The 18,135-nt window shown below is 54.8% G+C and carries 13 protein-coding genes; 9 read left to right on the top strand and 4 right to left on the bottom strand.

Annotated features, from left to right (window positions below):
- Positions 1 to 102: 102 nt before the first annotated feature.
- The 3 genes from ACKGJP_RS32980 to ACKGJP_RS32970 form a co-directional block, all read right to left on the bottom strand.
- Positions 103 to 4,662 (bottom strand): glutamate synthase-related protein, encoded by a 4,560-nt coding sequence (locus ACKGJP_RS32980; RefSeq protein ID WP_409342965.1) that lies wholly within the window; start codon positions 4,660 to 4,662, stop codon positions 103 to 105.
- A 416-nt stretch (positions 4,663 to 5,078) separates the two neighbouring features.
- The gene (locus ACKGJP_RS32975) at positions 5,079 to 6,410 is read right to left on the bottom strand and encodes a glutamate-1-semialdehyde 2,1-aminomutase (RefSeq protein WP_409342964.1); all 1,332 of its coding nucleotides are present in this window, start codon (positions 6,408 to 6,410) and stop codon (positions 5,079 to 5,081) included.
- A 521-nt stretch (positions 6,411 to 6,931) separates the two neighbouring features.
- Positions 6,932 to 8,026: an LCP family protein gene (locus ACKGJP_RS32970; protein ID WP_409347321.1), complete on the bottom strand. Its 1,095-nt coding sequence runs from the start codon at positions 8,024 to 8,026 to the stop codon at positions 6,932 to 6,934.
- Positions 8,027 to 8,458: 432 nt separating this feature from the next.
- On the opposite strand from ACKGJP_RS32970, the gene ACKGJP_RS32965 reads away from it, so the two are divergent.
- From ACKGJP_RS32965 to ACKGJP_RS32955, 3 genes are read left to right on the top strand one after another with little or no spacing between them, the layout of a single operon-like run.
- On the top strand, positions 8,459 to 9,625 hold the full coding sequence (locus ACKGJP_RS32965) for an ATP-binding cassette domain-containing protein (RefSeq protein ID WP_409342963.1): 1,167 nt from the start codon (positions 8,459 to 8,461) through the stop codon (positions 9,623 to 9,625).
- The gene (locus ACKGJP_RS32960) at positions 9,622 to 10,416 is read left to right on the top strand and encodes an ABC transporter permease (protein ID WP_409342962.1); all 795 of its coding nucleotides are present in this window, start codon (positions 9,622 to 9,624) and stop codon (positions 10,414 to 10,416) included. The genes ACKGJP_RS32965 and ACKGJP_RS32960 overlap by 4 nt, the downstream gene beginning before the upstream one ends.
- Positions 10,417 to 10,421: 5 nt before the next feature.
- A complete protein-coding gene (locus ACKGJP_RS32955) occupies positions 10,422 to 11,207 on the top strand; it encodes an ABC transporter permease (protein ID WP_409342961.1) in 786 nt (261 codons plus the stop codon).
- 228 nt (positions 11,208 to 11,435) lie between these two features.
- Here ACKGJP_RS32955 and ACKGJP_RS32950 read toward each other — a convergent pair whose 3' ends face one another.
- Positions 11,436 to 11,684, bottom strand: a complete 249-nt coding sequence (locus tag ACKGJP_RS32950; RefSeq protein WP_409342960.1) for a helix-turn-helix transcriptional regulator — start codon at positions 11,682 to 11,684, stop codon at positions 11,436 to 11,438.
- Here ACKGJP_RS32950 and ACKGJP_RS32945 point away from each other — a divergent pair.
- From ACKGJP_RS32945 to ACKGJP_RS32920, 6 genes are all read left to right on the top strand, one after another.
- Positions 11,677 to 12,435: an FAD-dependent oxidoreductase gene (locus tag ACKGJP_RS32945; RefSeq protein WP_409342959.1), complete on the top strand. Its 759-nt coding sequence runs from the start codon at positions 11,677 to 11,679 to the stop codon at positions 12,433 to 12,435. The genes ACKGJP_RS32950 and ACKGJP_RS32945 overlap by 8 nt on opposite strands.
- A 20-nt stretch (positions 12,436 to 12,455) precedes the next feature.
- The gene (locus ACKGJP_RS32940; protein WP_409342958.1) at positions 12,456 to 13,244 is read left to right on the top strand and encodes a sugar phosphate isomerase/epimerase family protein; all 789 of its coding nucleotides are present in this window, start codon (positions 12,456 to 12,458) and stop codon (positions 13,242 to 13,244) included.
- An 82-nt stretch (positions 13,245 to 13,326) separates the two neighbouring features.
- Positions 13,327 to 14,307, top strand: a complete 981-nt coding sequence (locus ACKGJP_RS32935; RefSeq protein ID WP_409342957.1) for a Gfo/Idh/MocA family protein — start codon at positions 13,327 to 13,329, stop codon at positions 14,305 to 14,307.
- Between the two features lie 494 nt (positions 14,308 to 14,801).
- The gene (locus tag ACKGJP_RS32930; protein ID WP_409342956.1) at positions 14,802 to 15,272 is read left to right on the top strand and encodes a hypothetical protein; all 471 of its coding nucleotides are present in this window, start codon (positions 14,802 to 14,804) and stop codon (positions 15,270 to 15,272) included.
- 130 nt (positions 15,273 to 15,402) lie between these two features.
- Positions 15,403 to 15,996 (top strand): HD domain-containing protein, encoded by a 594-nt coding sequence (locus ACKGJP_RS32925; protein WP_409342955.1) that lies wholly within the window; start codon positions 15,403 to 15,405, stop codon positions 15,994 to 15,996.
- Positions 15,997 to 16,247: 251 nt separating this feature from the next.
- Positions 16,248 to 18,098 (top strand): hypothetical protein, encoded by a 1,851-nt coding sequence (locus ACKGJP_RS32920; RefSeq protein WP_409342954.1) that lies wholly within the window; start codon positions 16,248 to 16,250, stop codon positions 18,096 to 18,098.
- Positions 18,099 to 18,135: the final 37 nt, after the last annotated feature.

The raw sequence follows: 18,135 nt of genomic DNA, 5'->3' as shown, positions 1-18,135 counted from the left end.
TCAGCCCCGCCGGCATGCGGCATGAAGAAAGGATTGGCGGTAACGCAAAAAAGGCAGCTCCCGAAGTAAAGCTTATCGGGACTGCCTTTTTTACTAACAAGCTTATTCCGTCGCTACCGATTGATCGGCTTGCAGGCCGACCGGCGCGATACGCACGAAGTTCGTCTCCAAGTTGTCGAGCAAGACTTGAATCTTCGCGGCTTCTTCCGCTTGGCCGGACGCGGCAAGCTCATCGCGGTAAGCGCCGAGCAGCTCGTTCAGGTCTTTGCGGCTTTGCTGGCCGATCGATTCTACTTTCACTTTCGCGCCTTTGGCGACACGACGCGCAATCGCCGCTTCGTCCATACCCATTTCCGGGTTCAGACGCTGGTAAATCACGCCGCCGGTCATCCCTGCGCAAATCCATGGGCCCGGGTCGCCGAGAACGACGGCACGGCCGTTCGTCATATATTCGAAAGCGAAGCCCTTCAGGTTCGCACGGCTGGCGATACCGCCAAGCTCATCCTGCAGCGGGGACGTAATTTCCCCGCCGAATACGACGTCTGCACCCGAGAACCGGATACATGCGCGCGTATCGGCATTGCCTTGGATAAGGAACAAGCCGCGCTGCGCACCGTAACCGAACGATTTACCTACGGAGCCGTTGAGGAACGCCTTGTTCTTGCCTGGCGATTTCAAGATGGCGACTTTACCGCCGTTCGCCATTTTGCCTACGCCGTCTTCCGCGCCGCCGTGAACGGTAATGTCCACGCCGCGTGCGTTGAAAGCCGCAAGGCCGTTGCCCGGTACGGAGCCGTCGACGAGCGACAGCTTAACCGGAGGCAGGCTTTCGAAGCTGCCGTCGAACCGGTCTCTGACGCGGTGGCTGGAGAAACGGCTTCCGAGAATGCGCGTTTCGGCGTCGATGCGGGACCATGTGCGTTCGACCGGCGCGTTGAACTCGAGCGCATCCGGGAACATCGCTTGGCCTTCCGCGCCTGCTGCGATACGGATATCCGAAGAAACTTCCGTTGCCGCAGCTTCCGCTTCGGCAGTCGCCTGCTCGCGGGAAACGAATTGCAGCGGAGCCGGACGCAGGATGTCGCTCAGGTCGACTTTATCCAGCTTCGCGATTTGCTCAAGCAGGTCGGAACGGCCGACAAGCTCTTGCAGGCTTTTGTAACCGAGCTGCGCGACGATTTCGCGCACTTCTTCGCCGATGCCGCCGAACAGACGGACCAGGCTGTCTACCGCCGTATCGAAGACGCGCGGCACGAAGCGGCGCAGCCCTTTTTCCTCGGCTTCTTCCATCGAGTCGATTTGCGTTGCGATCCCGACGTGACAGGTGTCGAGGTGACAGCCGCGGCATGTCGTACAGCCGACGGACTGCATCGCGATGCTGCCGAAGCCGCAGCGGTTCGCGCCCATCAGGACCATCTTCACGACGTCGGCGCCGGATTTCAGACCGCCGTCCGACCATAGCTCGACTTTGTGACGAAGACCTGCTTCAATCAGGGCAACGTGCGCAAGCTTCGTTCCGATCTCCGTCGGCAAGCCGACGTGCGTGATCGAGTGAATACGAGCCGCGCCCGTACCGCCGTCGAAGCCGGACAGCGTGATGACGTCAGCGCCTGCTTTGGCGACGCCGACCGCGATTGTGCCGATACCCGGCACGATCGGTATTTTGACGATGATTTTGGCTTTCCGGCCGCTTGCTTCCTTCAGCTCGGAAATGATTTGCGCCAAATCCTCGATCGAGTAAATGTCATGGTTGTTCGAAGGCGAGATCAGGTCGGAGCCGATCGTCGCGTTACGTGCTGCGGCGATTTTGGCCGTTACCTTGGAGCCCGGCAGATGACCGCCTTCGCCCGGCTTCGCGCCTTGACCGATTTTGATCTCCAAGAACGCAACCGCATTGGCCAGCTCGACGTTAACGCCGAAACGTCCGGATGCGACTTGCGCGCCGCGAGTACGTTTGTAGCGGCCGAGCATATCTTTGATCTCGCCGCCCTCGCCGTTCATCGTAACCATGTTCAGGCGCTCGCCGGCTTCGGCGTAGGCGCGGAACGCGGTTTCGTTCTGCGAACCGAACGACATCGACGAGATAAGCATCGGCAGATCGTGACCGCCGATCGAAATGTCGACTTCCGAAGGATCAAGCGGCTTGCGGCCTTCGGCCAGCGCCTTCTCGAAGTTGATGCCCGCGATATGGCGGATCGAAATCGGATTGCGCCCCTCTTCTTCGCGCAGCTTGTCACGATACTCGGTGTAAGGAGCGGCTCCTGAAGCGGCATCGCCGAGTGCTTTCCACATGCGCTGGAAGAAGCGGAAGTTTTTCGCCGCTTTGGCTTTCGGGTTAGCATAGTCGTTATAGCGGGCCTCGGCGTCGGCTTCCAGATCGGCAAATCCCGTTCCGGCTTTTTCGCTGCCTAAATAGTTAACGATATCAAGCACCTCGGCAAGCTCCGGCTTGAGGCCGATGGACGAGTAGAAGCGGGTGTATCCGCGCAGCTCGTGCGTACCGATGGTGGAAATGACTTTCTCCAGGCCTTTGCTCAGCGCCGTGAACACTTTGCGGGCGGCAGGAGCGCCGTTTTTCGCGGAAGCGGTGGCGAACAGAACGTAAGGCGAAAGGATGTCCGCGCCAAGACCGCAGGCGACGGCAATGTCGTGCAGATTGCGGATGGCGGCCGAGCGCAGCACGATCGAAGCGTGGCGGCGCAGGTTGTCGCCGTTGCCCAGCTTAACGCCGCGCAGCGCGATGTCGACTTTGGAAACCGCAAGATGCGGATCCATCCACAAGCGGTCGCCGCTGTGCGCTTCCGAATCGTCCAGCACAAGCAGCATCGCACCGTCTTGAACGGCTTGAACGGCTTGCTCGGCAAGAGCGTCGAGAGCTTCCTTGAGCGATCCGCCTTTGGCGAAGGTCAAGGACAAGGTGGCGACGGCTTTTTCGCCTAACCCGCGGAACCGTGCCAGCAGCTGCTCCAGCGACAGGTGATGAAGCTCTTTCTCGCTGTCTACGCCATTATCGCCTTCGAGAATGAGCGGGTAGAGCAGTTCGATAGGAGGGTTGCTGCCTACTTCGCCGTAAACGACCGGACGGGTTCCTACTACGACGCGGGTCGAGAAGTGTTCCATCTCGCGGTCGCGGTCGATCGCAGGGTTCGTGACGACAGCAACGCTCTCTTTAATGAAATCGGGAATATTGTTACGCTCCCAGTTCAAAGCGGCATGCGGGCTGTCGTGACCGAGCGAGCGAATCGGTTCGGCGCCTGTTTCGGCGGTCGATTCGATCATTTGAATGCCGTCGCGGTCCCAACCGAACGCGCTGTATACGGAATCGGTCACTTCCGGGGCTGCGTTCAGCGAAGCCTCGATACCGGTTTCGTTGTAGCCGAGATGCTTGCGCAGGCCCGTGTAATCGATTCTGGCACTGGAACGTTCATGCACCAGCGTTTGCACGCGGTTATAAGGAATAACCTGTACGTGTTCGCCCGGTGTCAGGACAACGCCGACTTTCTCGCCCGGCGCGATCGATTTCGGATCGGCAACCATTTCATCAGCCGTAATAACGCCTTGCTCCGAGGAGAAGTACAGGGACGTTTCGCTTTCGACCATCCATACGGGACGCAGTCCAAGCGCATCGACGGAAAAAATGCATTCGTTGCCGTAACGTGAGACGATACCTGCAGGTCCTTGTGCGTAATGTCCCCAAATTTGGCGGAAGTAAACGTACATATCCTGCAGCTCCGGACGGAACAGCTTCATTTCGTTGTGAATCGGCGGGAATACGACTTCCATCGCCTCGAACAGGCTCATGCCGAAACGGTGAATGAACGTCTCGATGACACGGTTCATGTCCTGCGAGTCGCTGCCGCCGTTTACAAGCGGAACGCCAATCATATCGGCTTCGTAACGCATTTTTTTGACAGTGTTGATTTCGCCGTTATGACCGAGCAGCGAGAACGGTTGGACACGGAAAAAGCTGGACAGCGTATTCGTGGAATACCGGTTATGACCGATTGTGACTTGAGCGGTAAAGAGCGGGTCGCGCGTATCGTTGAAATATTTCGGCAAAATGCTGGCAGCGCCAAGCACTTTGTAAGCGGCAGTTGTGTTGCTAAGGGATGCTACGTGCACGTTGAAACGGGCTTCGATGGCGACGTGCAGCTCATAGAGATGGTCGGCTGCAGGCGTTTCGGCTTTCTCGCAGATCGCGGCGATTTGCCAGAATACCGGCTCGTCGTTTCTGCCGTTCGGTCCGAGGACGCTGCTGTCCACCTGATTTTCTTGTTCAAAAACGATATTGATGTCGTATTGCTTGAACATGCCGCGGATTTCCGCTTGCATGTCGGCGGCGCTGATGTCCAGCTTGCGCGGTACGAAAATATGGCCGATCGAAAAACGCGCATCATAAGCGAGCTTGCCGTCAAGCCCCGCGTCCTGCAGACGTTTCTCCCATAGCGCACGTGGAATGTCCGTCAAAATACCGCAGCCGTCTCCTTCTCCTGCGATAAAACCCGAACGATGTTCCATCTTAACAAGTGCATCGATCGTTTTTTGGATGTTGTCGCGGGAAGGGTGGCCATTCTTCTCGATTATGCAAATAATCCCGCAGCTATCGTGTTCCGTTTCCAACAAATGTTGAAAGCGTCCTTCGTTGATCATCGCTTGGTTCATTGATGTCAGGTCAGTTTCCTGACCGTCACCTCCTATATAGTTATGAATAAAAATACACAATAATGTATAGCAGGCATCTTCGATGGTCATAATTGCGAGTGGAAGAGCTGCTGGTCGGCCACAACGGGAATCAGGACGGGAGGACTGGTTATCTACTCCCAAAGCAGGGATATCGAGGGAAAAATAATAAGCAAATACGGCGTTATGCTATGTTTCGACAAAAAGGTTAAAAGTACATATAGAATAGCATGAATTTTCTTTTCATACAATAGCGCACCGATCACTTTTCTTTATGAAAGCGCTACCTCCCTTGCATAATACTTGAATAATTATTTTATTGAGACAAATTAGAGTCGTCGGAAAGTGCAAAAAAAACGACAGTAAGTGCAAACTGTCGTCCTTGTATAACAAAATCGTTATAATGTTCGGGTTTTGTTCATTTCGCGGAAGGCGAGTTCAGCTGCTTGAACCGTCGCTTCCACATCCTCATCGGTATGCGCGATCGTCAGAAACCACGCTTCGTACTTGGAAGGGGCGAGGTTGACGCCTTGCTCGAGCATGAGCCGGAAAAATGCGGCGAACTGTTCGCCGTCCGTGTCCTGCGCTTCTTCATAGTTTGTAACCGGATGATCGCAAAAATGAGTGGAGAAGGAGCCGGCGATGCGATTGATCGTAAGCGGCACGCCATGCTTTGCCGCGGCCTCGCCGATGCCTGCTGCCAGTCTCGCCGCAAGCGCGTCAAGCTTGGCATAGGTGCCCGGCTCCGCGAGCGCCTGCAGGCAGGCGATGCCTGCGCTGATGGAAGCCGGGTTGCCGGCCATCGTTCCGGCTTGATAGGCCGGGCCGAGCGGGGCAACCTGCTCCATCACTTCCTTGCGGCCGCCGTATGCGCCGATCGGCAGCCCGCCGCCGATAATTTTGCCCAAGGCCGTCAGGTCCGGCTCTATATCCCGCAGGCTGCCCGTCAGCGGAAGACCTGCATATGTTTGCGCCGTCCCGTAGTGGAAACGGAAGCCGGTGATGACTTCGTCGTAAATGACTAACGCGCCATGCTCGCGGGTCATTCGGCACAGCCCCTCGAGAAAGCCGGGCTTGGGCATGACCATGCCGAAGTTGCCGACGATCGGCTCGACCATGACGGCGGCCGTTTCGTGACCCCAGCGCTCAAGTGCGGTTTGAAGCGCATCAAGATCGTTAAACGGCACGGTAATCACCTCGTGCGCGATCGTCGTCGGGATGCCGGCGCTGTCGGGGATCCCGAGCGTCGAAGGACCGGAACCCGCGGCGACAAGCACGAGATCCGAATGGCCGTGGTAGCAGCCGGCGAACTTAATAATTTTGCTGCGGCCCGTGAAGGCACGGGCGACGCGGATCGTCGTCATGACGGCTTCCGTGCCGGAATTGACGAAGCGCACCTTGTCGAGCGAAGGTATCGCTTCTTTGATCATGCGCGCAAACTCGATCTCAAGCTCGGTCGGGGTGCCGTACAACGTGCCGTTCTGGGCGGCGCGGCAAATCGCCTCGGTGACATGCGGGTGGGCATGTCCGAGAATAATCGGGCCGTACGCGGCCAAGTAGTCGATAAACCTGTTGCCGTCCTCGTCCCAGAAGTAGGCGCCTTGGCCGCGTTTCATAAAGACCGGCGCGCCGTCGCCGACCGCCTTGAACGAACGGGAAGGGCTGTTTACCCCGCCGACGATATGGGTTAGCGCTTGCTTGTACAATTGCTCGGATCGTGTCCGGTTCATCTTACCATTACCCCTTTCAACTCGAAAACTAAACAGGATCGTACACTAACATTCATTTTATCACAACATTTTACCACATATTAATGAAGGGATTTATTTGCACTACCGATTGTGCAAAAATGAACGTGTTGTCTATGCCGGTACAGGTAAACGGTAGGTATGGGCGAAAGAACGGAAGAACGGAAGAACGACTAACTGGATTTGATGCAGCTATTTTGGAGTAATCAGCGTGAAAACGGTTATTGAAATGGAAAACCTGCAGGTAGTTAACCGATTAGGGCTCCATTGCCCGCTGAATCTATTAATTAGCTGTAGGAAATCCAGTTAGCGGATGGGCAAGTCATGTAGGAGGTCGAAGAGTTGCAGGAAATCCAGTCGGGGGATGGGCGCGACATGTACGTGGACAAATAACTGTAGAAATTCCAGTTAGCGGTGGCGTGGAGCATAGCTCTTGCTGTTACCCGCAAGCTTCCGCTATAACAACAAAACGTTCCCCGGTTTCCCAGGGAACGTTATTTCTGTCACTCGGCTGTTTTGCCCGAGCTTGAAGGTTTGGCGGTCGGTGCCGCGGCCGCGCCGTTTTTGCTGCCTGCGGCTGCGCCGGTGCTTGTGCCGGTGGAGCCGGCTTTCCCGGCAGCGTTGACCTTGCCTTGCTGAGGCGTCGTTGCCGATTCGCCTTTGAATTTTTTCTGGATGTAGCTCTGCAGCTTCGCCGGGTTGACGCCGATGACTTCCGCGCCGCGCACTTGCTTCTCTTCCAGCAGCTCCTGCGGAGGCACCTGCAGGCCTTCGATGCCGGCCGCTTTGGCCTCGAAGCCGAGCGAACCCAGCTTCACCATATCCATGACGGACAAGTTCGTCTCGATGTACGGATCGATGCTTTGCAAAATTCGCGGAAGCTTGATTAGCGACGACGTCGTTTGCAGCCTCTCGGCGAGCGCCGTCATAAACTTGCGCTGGCGTTCCGTCCGGGCAAAATCGGATAGCGCGTCATGCCGGAAGCGAACGTACTGAAGCGCGGTTTTGCCGTCCATGTGCTGCAAGCCTTTTTTCAAGTTAATGTCGTAAACGTGATCGTCCGCGCTGTCCGTATATTTCATGTTCTTCTCGACGTCGATGTCGATGCCGCCGACCGCGTCGATAAGCGCGATGAATCCTTTGAAATCGGTGTAAACATAATATTGGATAGGGATGCCGAGCAGATCGCCTACGGTGCGCATGGCAAGCGTCGGTCCGTCGATGGCCAGAGCCGAGTTAATCCGGTCTTCGCCATGTCCGGGGATTTTCACGTAAGTATCCCGCAGGATCGAAATCAGGTGGGCCTTCTTCGTAACCGGATCGATGGAAGCGACCATGAGCGTATCCGACCTCGGCACTTCGCCCTCCTTTAATCCCCGCGAATCGCCGCCGAGCAGCAAGACGTTAACCCTCGATTTGCCTTCCCATACGGGGGGCGTATAGGCATCCGCCGTCCCGCCCTTAGCCGAAACGGATTGCGGTTTGACCGAATGGACGCGGGATTCCCCGGGATCTTTATGAATGCTGTTTGCGAAAGAATAAACGGAATATCCGTAATAGCCTACCGTGCCAAGAAGAGCTACCACCAGGGTAAGCATCGTCCATTTGAAAATCCTCACCGGCGCCGCCTCTCCTTTCGTCACCTCGTTTGATTGGATGCGTTAGCTGCTTCCGATAAGCGCCGAACGCGCTTTATGGAGAATCCGGTCACATTTTTGTGCCCGTCTTTCCGTAAAGGAAGGCATGATGTATCATAGGGAATGCAGCGCAGCACCTTTTATAATGTGCGTAAAAAGCTTGCATTCATTCCGGCAGAGGCCGGGCCAAACGTTGACATTTCGTCCGTGCCGTTATTTTCATTATAGATGGCGCCGCCTGTCGCGGGCAAGTTTTGTCGAATGCTGGAAAGGAATGCGGCTTCTTAACCATTAGACGATGAGGCGCGCTCGAAAGTTGCAAAGATTTGTCGTACGGGCATGTTTAGGCGATAGTGACCTTGAAGCTGCCCCTGTAAGAAAGGAGAAAGAACCATGCTTGCTATTGACGTTCATCAACTGCGCAAGCAGTTCAAAGTTCAGAAAAACCGCGAAGGCCTAAAAGGCGCGCTGCAGGATCTGTTCCGCCGCGAATACCGCGAGGTGACGGCGGTTAACGATATCAGCTTCCAAATTCCGCAAGGCGAAATTTGCGGCTATATCGGAGAGAACGGCGCCGGTAAATCGACTACGATCAAAATGCTCACCGGCATTCTCGTGCCGACGTCCGGCGAGCTGCGCGTAAACGGCTTCGTGCCGTACAAGGAACGGGAGGCGTTCGTGCGCGGAATCGGCGTCGTGTTCGGACAGCGGAGCCAGTTATGGTGGGACATCGGCGTTATCGAGTCGTTCCAGCTGCTGCGCAAAGTATACAGAGTCGGCTTGGACGATTACCGCAAGCGGCTCGACGAGCTTGTCGAAAGGCTTCAGCTAGCCGAGCTGCTGAACCGCCCGGTGCGGAAGCTGAGCCTTGGTCAGCGTATGCGCTGCGAGCTTGCGGCTTCGCTGCTGCACAACCCGTCCATTTTGTTTCTGGACGAGCCTACGATCGGTCTCGATATCGTCGTGAAGATGGAAATCCGCGAATTTCTGAAGTCGTTGAACGAGCGCTTCGGCACGACGATTTTGCTCACGACCCATGATTTGCAGGACATCGAAGCGCTGTGCTCGCGCGTCATCATGCTGGATGACGGCAAGATCATTTATGACGGCAGTCTGGACGAGCTGAAAAACCGGTGGGGCAAGGGAAAAGAGGTCGTGCTTCAGTTCACCGAACCGTTCCCGCTGGAGCGTCTGGCCGAGCTGACGGCAGGCTTGCCCGTCGTGTGGACGCAAACCGGCGAAGCGTCAGCGAAAGTTTGGGTCCCGGCCGATCAGGCGGGCATTTCGGAAGTGCTGGGCCGCGTCGTTACCAGTACGCCGATCGCCGACGTCAAAATCGTCGAAACGAACACGGACGACATCGTCCGCGAAATTTACAAATCCGGCTCCGTCGCCGATCTCTCGTCATTGAACCCCGGCGCGAATGCAGCCGCAGGACAGATCGAAGCGATGCCGGAAGAGGCGGTAGTTGCGCCTTCGTCTCCGGTGAACGACGGGTCAGCAGCATCTAACGGGGAAACCGCCAAGGAACGCGAGAAGCAAGGGAGCGGTGCTTCATGACGGGCGCATACATCGACCTCATCCGCATCCGGTTTCTCATGATGCTTGCGTACAGGCTGAATTATTACACCGGTATATTAATATATGTAGCGAATATCGGCGCTCAGTATTTTTTGTGGAAAGCGATTTACTCGGGAAGCGAAGCGATCGCCGGCATGAATATGGCGCAGATGACCACGTACGTTGCCGTTACATGGATGGCGAGGGCGTTTTATTTTAACAACCTGGACCGGGAAATATCGAATGAAATCAAGGACGGAAGCGTTGCTATCCAGTTTATCCGCCCATACAACTATTTAGTCGTCAAGATGATGCAGGGCATGGGGGAAGGGATGTTTCGTCTGCTCCTCTTCTCGACGCCGGGCATGATTATCGCTTCGCTGTTGTTCCCGGTGAAGCTGCCGACCGATCCTTACGTTTGGCTGACGTTTCTAGTCATGCTGCTGTTCAGTTTCCTGATCAATTCGCAAATCAATATTTTGACGGGGCTGTGCGCGTTTTTTATGGAAAATGCCGAGGGCATGATGCGTATGAAGAGGGTGGCGGTCGACCTGTTTTCCGGTCTGATCATCCCGATCAGCTTCTTCCCGCTATGGGCGGAAAGTATCCTCAAGGTGCTGCCCTTCCAAGCGATTTCGTATTTGCCGGGGGCCGTGTTCTCGGGTAAAGTAAGCGGCGTGAGCGCCGGCAGCGTGCTGGGCGTCCAGATGGTCTGGTTCGTCATCTTGCTCGTGCCGATTATCTGGATATGGCGGCGGGCGCGGTATCGCTTGTTCGTGCAAGGAGGGTGACCGGTATGTTTTATGCGACTTTGCTTATGGATTATTTGAAAAACTATATGAAGACGAGGCTGACGTACCGCTCCGACTTTTGGGTGGAAGTGATTTCGGACCTGCTGTTTCAAGGCGTAAACCTCTTCTTTATTCTAGTCGTGTTTCTGCATACCGATATGCTGGGCGGCTGGACGCAGGCGCAGGTGCTTTTCATTTACGGATTTTTTATGGTGCCTTACGGCGTTTTCGGCTGCTTCTTCAACCTGTGGGGCTTTGCCGAACGATATTTGGTCAAAGGCGAGATGGACCGCGTACTGACGCGCCCCGCGTACAATCTGGTGCAGCTGATGCTCGAAAATATGGATCCTGCATCGCTGATGGGTTCGGTGGCGGGGCTTGTCATCATGGGGGCGACATGGCCTTATCTCGGCGTCGATCTGAGCTGGTACGACCCGATTGTGTTCGTACTGCTGGTCGCGAGCTCGGTGCTTATTTACGGCGGGGTTTATGTGGGGCTGACGTCGATATCGTTTTTCGTCGATGCGCCTACCGGTATTTTGCCGCTGATTTGGAACATTCAGAACTACGGGCGTTACCCGGTCAACGTGTACAACAAAACGATGACGGTGCTGCTCACCTGGATACTGCCTTTTGCATTCGTCGGCTTCTATCCGGCGTCGTATTTTCTCGACAGGGCGAATTGGGGCGGAATGGCGCTGCTGACGCCGGTTGTCGGCATTGCGTTCTGTGCGGTCGGGTTGTCCGTCTGGAATTTCGGCGTACGTCGGTACCGCGGGGCTGGATCTTAGGAAAGGTTACGGGTAAAAGGGAAGGGCGGCGACGAGCCGCTCTTTTCTTCATTGCTTGGCATGGGGATTTTAGCGGAGATTGCCGGCCCCGCCTGATCGGCTTCTTGGTAATCGTCCTCCCGTCCCCATTCTCTTCCTCCGAGCGATTTGTTCATTTGCCCGCTGAACAGGTCGTTTAGCCCCTCGAAAATCCGTTATTACTGTTTAGGCCGCCGGCAGCAGCATCCGTCAGCGTTCCTTTTCCGTTCTTTGCGCGCCGTTCAGCATCACGAGCTGTTTCTGTAATGCGTATTCCTTCGGCGTCGCTCCGTAACGTTTTTTGAATACGCTGAAGAAGTAGGTTTCGTTGATCATGCCCACCTTCTCGACAACCTCATGGACGCTCAGATTGTGCTGGACGAGCAGCTCGGCTGCTTTGGCCAGCCTGGTTTCGGTAATCAACTCGGAAATCGAGATATTGGCGGCATCCTTGAACATTTTGCTCAGTCGTCTGGACGATAGTTTCATCGTGTCGGCGATTGAAGTCAAGCAAAGGGAAGGGAAGACCGACTTGAACAATTTCGGCGCCGTGTCCACCGATCATATCGGCGGCAACTACGATTGGCCCGACGGAGATTACCTGACAAGGGAACGCATCTTTCAGGACCATGTGAATTATATGATGGGACTGCTGTACTTTCTGTCCAAAGATGAAAGGGTGCCGGCACCTATTCGCGGAGAAGCCGGGCGGTGGGGGCTTCCCGCTGACGAATTTACCACAACCGCGAACTGGCCGCATCAACTGTATATTCGGGAAGCGCGTCGCATGATCGCGGATGTGGTGATGACGGAACATCATTGCCGGCATATTGCCGCTGTCGAAGATATCGTCGGATATGCGGCTTATACGATGGATTTCCATAACTGCCGAAGGCTTGTCATTGACGGCCGCTGCATCAACGAAGGAAACGTCGAAATTGCGCCGTATGGGCCTTATCCGATATCTTACCGTTCCATTATTCCGAAGGGGGAACAATGTCAAAATCTTCTCGTCCCCGTTTGCCTGTCAGCCTCTCATATCGCTTTCGGCTCGATCCGGATGGAACCCGTCTTTATGGTTTTGGGCCAATCGGCCGCTACAGCGGCAGCGCTTGCCTTGGAAGGCAATAAGGCTGTGCAGGATCTGGACTATTCTGTGCTGTGCGAACGGCTGCTCATGGACGGGCAAATTTTGCAGTGGAAACGTTGATCCGGGAAGGGACAAAACCAATGAAAAGCAAGTTGGCCGTTCAATTGTATACGCTTCGCGATGCGTGTCAAAACGATTTTCCGCAAGTGCTGCGGGAATTGAAGCGGATGGGGTGGGCCGGCGTTCAAATGGCCGGGTACCACGAGTACGACCCTGAGGAGCTGGCTGCCGTCGTCCGCGGCTTGGAGCTGCAAACGGCCGGACTGCATATTTCGTTTGGCAGGATTGAAGGCGATTTGGAAGAGGTCATGAAGGAAGCCCGGTTGTTCGGGACCCGAGACATCGTCTGTCCGTCCATTCCGGTAGCCTATCGCACGGAAGAAGGCTTCCGCTACGTCAAACAAACGTTGAATCAGGCTGCGGCGGCCATGGAGGAGCATGGACTCCGGCTCAGCTACCATAACCATGATTTTGAGTTTGAAATAAAGGCGGATGGCTGTAACGGACTGGAATACTTACTCAAGCCATCGGCGGAAAATCGCATTTTGGCTGAAATCGATGTTTACTGGATCAAAAAAGTCGGTCTAGACCCGGTATTATATATGAACCCGTATGCAAACCGTATGCCGCTTATCCACCTAAAAGATATGGCCGAAAATGAGGAGCCGGGATTCGCCGAGATCGGAACGGGTATGATCGATTTCAGACCTATTCTTCTTTGGGGGGAACGGAACGGAATCGAATGGTACGTCGTAGAGCAGGACGAATGCCGGCGCGATCCGATGGCATGCGTTCAAACAAGCTATACCAACCTTACGAATATGATTCGCGGTCTCTCGGCATCGTTTGAAGGGGGAGTTCGGTTATGATGACCAAACTGAGAATGGGCGTTATCGGGGGGGCAACATTTTCCGGGAGGCGCATGTCCGAACGCTTAGGAGTCACCCGGAGGTGGAACTGGTCGCATTGTGCGATACCGATCAAGAGAAAGCCGAAAAGACTGCCAAGGAATTCGGCATTCCAGCCTTCTATACCGATTACCGGGAGCTGCTGCAAAGGAATGACATCGACGCTGTCGATATTTGTACGCCGAACCTGTACCATTCGATTATTGCCATTGCCGCTTTACAAGCGGGGAAACACGTTTTTTGCGAAAAGCCCGATGCCGTGAACCCGGAGGAAGCGCAAAAAATGGCCGACGCTGCCAGCTCCAGCGGAAAAATATTGATGGTGATGAGAAATAACCGCTTTACGCCGGCCGCTCAATACCTCAAACGGTTTATCGGAGAAGGGCACATGGGAGACCTCTATACGGGCCGCTGCGGGTGGATTCGCAGACGCGGCATTCCGGGAAAAGGCGGCTGGTTCACAACCAAGGAGCTGTCCGGGGGCGGTCCGTTAATCGATTTGGGCGTCCATTTTATCGATCTTGCCGTATGGTTTATGGGCAATCCGAAACCGATCGCCGTATCCGGCGCCACTTATACGAAATTCGCCGATAATGAGCAATCCGATTCGGTTCACAGCGTCTACGGAGAGAGGAAAGAAAACGGCGTATTCGACGTGGAAGACCTGGCGACCGGGTTTATTCGTTTCGATAACGGCGCTTCTTTGCAAATCGAGTTCAGTTGGGCATCCAATATCGGAGAAGAAATGAATTTCGTGGAGCTTCGCGGCACGAAAGCGGGGTTTAGCCTGAAGAGAAATGAATTGCAGCTATTCTCGGAATCGGCGGGACAGCTGATCAATACGGTTCCCGTATTCAAGCCGAATGAATTGGCTGATCCGCACGGCGAGCACCTGAAGCATTTTATCGATTGCGTTAAACAGCGCGCGGAGCCGATTATTCGTCCCGAGCATGGCGTCGACACAATCAAAATATTGTCGGCGATTTACGAATCGGCCAAAACCGGAATGGAAGTCCGAATGTAAAGGAATTGTTTTATGTAATAAGAAAAGAGGCTTTCTCGCCGTTCGGCGATGGAAGCCTCTTTTCTTATTTGACAGCCGGTGCAACTTGTCCAATCCTAATAGAATCATTTCGAGAGCATAGATAAATGAAATGGAACTCGTGGTACGGTGACAATTTTGAAAGGTTCGCGGCCGGTTTTTGTCATGAAAATCGATGGGTAGGAGGTTGCCGGCGTTCTATAATGGATTCATAGAATCCAAAGAGGAGCGGGATGGACATGAAAGAAGAAAGAAGTTTAGTATTCAGTCAAATCGTAACGGCGGCTTGCTTCGGGAGTATTGCGCTGTTATGCGGTGCGGCTGTGGTCGTAGAAGCGATCAAGCGATATTTGATGTAGATATAGAGCTGCTTTTTGGCATGAAATGGATGATATAACGGTGACGATGATGTAAAATGGGGAGAAGACGCATAAAGCACGGAATGGGGACCAGCACGCCAAAGGGGGCTTCGTCCTATGAAGCGGGATAAGTTCTATGTCATCGGCCGATTGGCCACGACGATCGTTTCCGCCATTTTGTTCTGTGTTCTTCTGGCGGTCTATTATCAGGTGCAGACGCCCGAAAGGCAGGAAGGAACGGTATATTGGTCGTTTTCAAGCCTCATCATCCTGTATTTGATCTATTCGGGACCGGTATATGTCATCGGCGGCTTGCCTTACTCTTTCTTTGCGGATGCGATGGCCGATAAGATGAAGCATTTTCTTCTCGTTTTCGCCGTGAAGCTGCTGCTGTATGCGGGCGGCGGTTTCGCCATCGCTTTCCTGTTCGGCGCCATCATAGGCGGAAGCGGTGCAGCAGTTGAAGATATTGCCGGGTTTTCGCTGCTGGGCGTTATAGCGGCCCTGCTGTTCATGCATGTTTCGTTGCTGGCCGATTGGCTGGCACATCGCCTCAGGGTGGCGGCGCAGGCGCGTGATGGACATTAGTCGAACCTATGCACAAACGTTTATTATCGACCATGACCGTCATCATGAGCGGCAAATGGAAGTTTTCATAAAGGATTTTCAAGAGAAAGCCGGCAAATGATCACTCTCGCCAAGCACAAAGGAGATAACCATGACGAACGAACGCCTGCTTAGCCAACTATCTTTTATCGTAGAAATCGATAAGCTCAAAACGATCCTGCGCAAGTCGCTTATTATGGACGGCTCAAGGCTGGAGAACGATGCGGAGCATACGTGGCATTTAGCGATGATGGCCCTTATCCTGAACGAGCATGCGAATGATAAAAGCTTGGACATTCTCCGCGTGCTCAAAATGTTGCTCATCCACGACATCGTGGAAATCGACGCGGGCGATACGTTCGCTTATGACGTGAAGGGGAATGAGGACAAGGCGGAACGCGAAAACGCCGCGGCTGAACGAATTTTCGGATTGCTGCCTGCCGATCAGAAGGCGGAATGCCTTCTGCTCTGGCAAGAGTTCGAGGTGCGGCAAACATCCGAGGCAAAGTACGCCGCCGCGCTAGACCGGCTTCAGCCGCTGCTGCATAACTATCACACGCAAGGGTACAGCTGGAAGAAGCACGGCATCACGAGCGATATGGTGCTGGCTCGCAACAAGCACATCGCGTCAGGCTCCGAGGAGCTGTGGGCATTCGCGCAGGAATTGATTCAGAGCGCGGTAGCGAAGGGATATTTGGAAGCCTGATATCGGAGTCGGTGCACCTTGTGCATCGGCTTTTTTTGTTGTTATTTGAGAACATACGTTCGAAAATATGAACAAATCCGGATAACAAAAGCAGCGAATCGCGACAATTACTCGCCATCTTGCCCGTGATACAATGAGGACGAAACAGGGACACGCACAATTCCCGTACACGCGAAAAAGGATGGATGCATACCTGTTTTTCGAGGTTATGCGGATGCGGGGGGAGACGATTCATTTATGGAGGAAACGTCATGTCATACGCAGTATTTGCTGCAAATGAAATCGGGCAGGGGATTGTGGAAGGCGCCCAAACGTTCGGGCTTGGCGATCTTGCGGATTGTAAGCTCGATGCCTATAAGGCGATCGCGCTGATCGGTTCGGGATCCATCGAGAATGAAACGGTATTATCGAACGCCGTTCTGGATAAATTGTGGCATTATGTGAAAGCGGGCGGCACGTTGTATGCGGAAATGATAAGCGCTTTCGATTTTACGAGTTCCCGTCTGTTCGGCTGGAAGCAGGATTTCCCGGCAACGAGAAGGACATTCGAGAAGCTGAGAATCGGGGCTGCGAACGGAGGCTTACCGGAGGGAGCGCTTCTGGAATGGGACGGCGCTTATGCGGCCGGGTTTCCGATCGAGGTCGAGCGTTGGCTCGATATCGGCGTTTTTCATGAAACGCTTGTTGCAGCATCCAAAGACGAGGAGGATGGGCGTCCGGGGCTATTCGTCAAGAGCCATGGAAAGGGAACGGTCGTTTATGCCGCGTTTTCGCTGTTTTCCGGTCGTTCCCGCTGGACGCTTCGTCCATACGGACTGTGGGCGCAAGTCGTAAGCGCATTGTCTGCCCGCACTGGCATTCCTTTCCGGATGTGGGAGCGGGTTATCGCTCCAAGCGGAGGCACAGCACCGGAGCTAGCGGTCGCCGCAAGCGCGGAGTGGTTCGAGCAATCGGGCATGCTGGGGGCCGCGGACGGCTCGGAGGGCGTATTCGAGAACATTCACTCCGTGACGGCGGCGCTCTCGCGCGACCGAAGACCGGACTGCCATGCGCATACGGCATTGTTCTTTCATTTATACGGGCGATACACCGGCGAAGAGCGCTGGGAAAGCGTGTCGCGAAATCTGCTGAGCTATTTGTTCGAGAGCGGCTACCAGGACACCGATCCTGCTTCGCCTTCGTGCGGCTTTTTTAAGTGGTACGACTTTCCCGACGCAAAGCCGCATCAGCTGTTTACCGACGATAATGCGTGGGTATGCTTCGTGCTCTTGTATTTGTACCGCAAAACGGGGCTGGAAGCGTACCGCGCCAGAGGAATGGCGACGGCGGAGGCGCTGCTGGCCACGCAGAACGCTAACGGCCTGAGGCCGAACGTGCTGACGGGGGAGCAGCTCCGCGAGCGCGGAAGAAAACATGCGCAGACGCTCGAAGGCAGCATGAATCCGCATTTCGAGAGCATCGCGCATGCCGCCTTTATTCAAGCGTATCTCGTAACGGGCGAAAAAGCCTATGTGGAGGCGGCTCTGCGCGGATCCTTGCAGCTTTTGGCGAACCCGGACAAGCTTCAATTCATGTACAGCAAGACTTCCGGCATAAGCCGTCTGGTGCTGCCGCTCGGCTTCCTCAGCAAGCATGACCGGACGGGGGCGATCGCCAAAGGGCTGGAGGATTCGATCGCTTATTTGCTCGCCAACCAGCACTCGTCAGGAGCGGTCGAGGAGGCGGACAACCCGGATCCCGAGCGCTTCGGCAAGGAGGATACCGGCGTATTCTTATATAACGGGGAAGGGATCGCCGATCAGCTGTACACGAACAACTTTTTGCTTATGAATGCATGGGAAGCTTGGAAAGCGACGGGCAATCCGCGCTACGAAGCGCTGTACCGGTCATTGAGCGGCTATATGTGCCGGATTCAGATCGAGAGTCCGGATAAAAGGTTTCATGGGGGCTGGATGCGAGCCTTCGACTTGAACCGGAACGAATATTTCGGCAACAACGGGGATACGGGCTGGGGGCCCTACTGCATGGAGAGCGGCTGGACGAACGCGATTACTCCTGCGGGACTGCTGCTCAGTTTGTTGGATGAATCGGTATTTGAATAGACGTTCCGGCGATGAACCGCGTCCACAATTACGCCTA

The sequence above is a fragment of the Paenibacillus litoralis genome (genome assembly GCF_046244365.1).
Lineage (GTDB): Bacteria > Bacillota > Bacilli > Paenibacillales > NBRC-103111 > Paenibacillus_V.
Note: the sequence above shows the minus strand (reverse complement) of the source record. Positions and strands in the feature narration are given on the sequence as shown.

Excerpts from the sequence above, each read along its gene's own strand:
- ACKGJP_RS32980 (WP_409342965.1), bottom strand. The coding sequence starts at position 4,662 with ATGAACCAAGCGATGATCAACGAAGGACGCTTTCAACATTTGTTGGAA.
- ACKGJP_RS32975 (WP_409342964.1), bottom strand. The coding sequence starts at position 6,410 with ATGAACCGGACACGATCCGAGCAATTGTACAAGCAAGCGCTAACCCAT.
- ACKGJP_RS32970 (WP_409347321.1), bottom strand. The coding sequence starts at position 8,026 with ATGCTTACCCTGGTGGTAGCTCTTCTTGGCACGGTAGGCTATTACGGA.
- ACKGJP_RS32965 (WP_409342963.1), top strand. The coding sequence starts at position 8,459 with ATGCTTGCTATTGACGTTCATCAACTGCGCAAGCAGTTCAAAGTTCAG.
- ACKGJP_RS32960 (WP_409342962.1), top strand. The coding sequence starts at position 9,622 with ATGACGGGCGCATACATCGACCTCATCCGCATCCGGTTTCTCATGATG.
- ACKGJP_RS32955 (WP_409342961.1), top strand. The coding sequence starts at position 10,422 with ATGTTTTATGCGACTTTGCTTATGGATTATTTGAAAAACTATATGAAG.
- ACKGJP_RS32950 (WP_409342960.1), bottom strand. The coding sequence starts at position 11,684 with ATGTTCAAGGATGCCGCCAATATCTCGATTTCCGAGTTGATTACCGAA.
- ACKGJP_RS32940 (WP_409342958.1), top strand. The coding sequence starts at position 12,456 with ATGAAAAGCAAGTTGGCCGTTCAATTGTATACGCTTCGCGATGCGTGT.
- ACKGJP_RS32930 (WP_409342956.1), top strand. The coding sequence starts at position 14,802 with ATGAAGCGGGATAAGTTCTATGTCATCGGCCGATTGGCCACGACGATC.
- ACKGJP_RS32925 (WP_409342955.1), top strand. The coding sequence starts at position 15,403 with ATGACGAACGAACGCCTGCTTAGCCAACTATCTTTTATCGTAGAAATC.
- ACKGJP_RS32920 (WP_409342954.1), top strand. The coding sequence starts at position 16,248 with ATGTCATACGCAGTATTTGCTGCAAATGAAATCGGGCAGGGGATTGTG.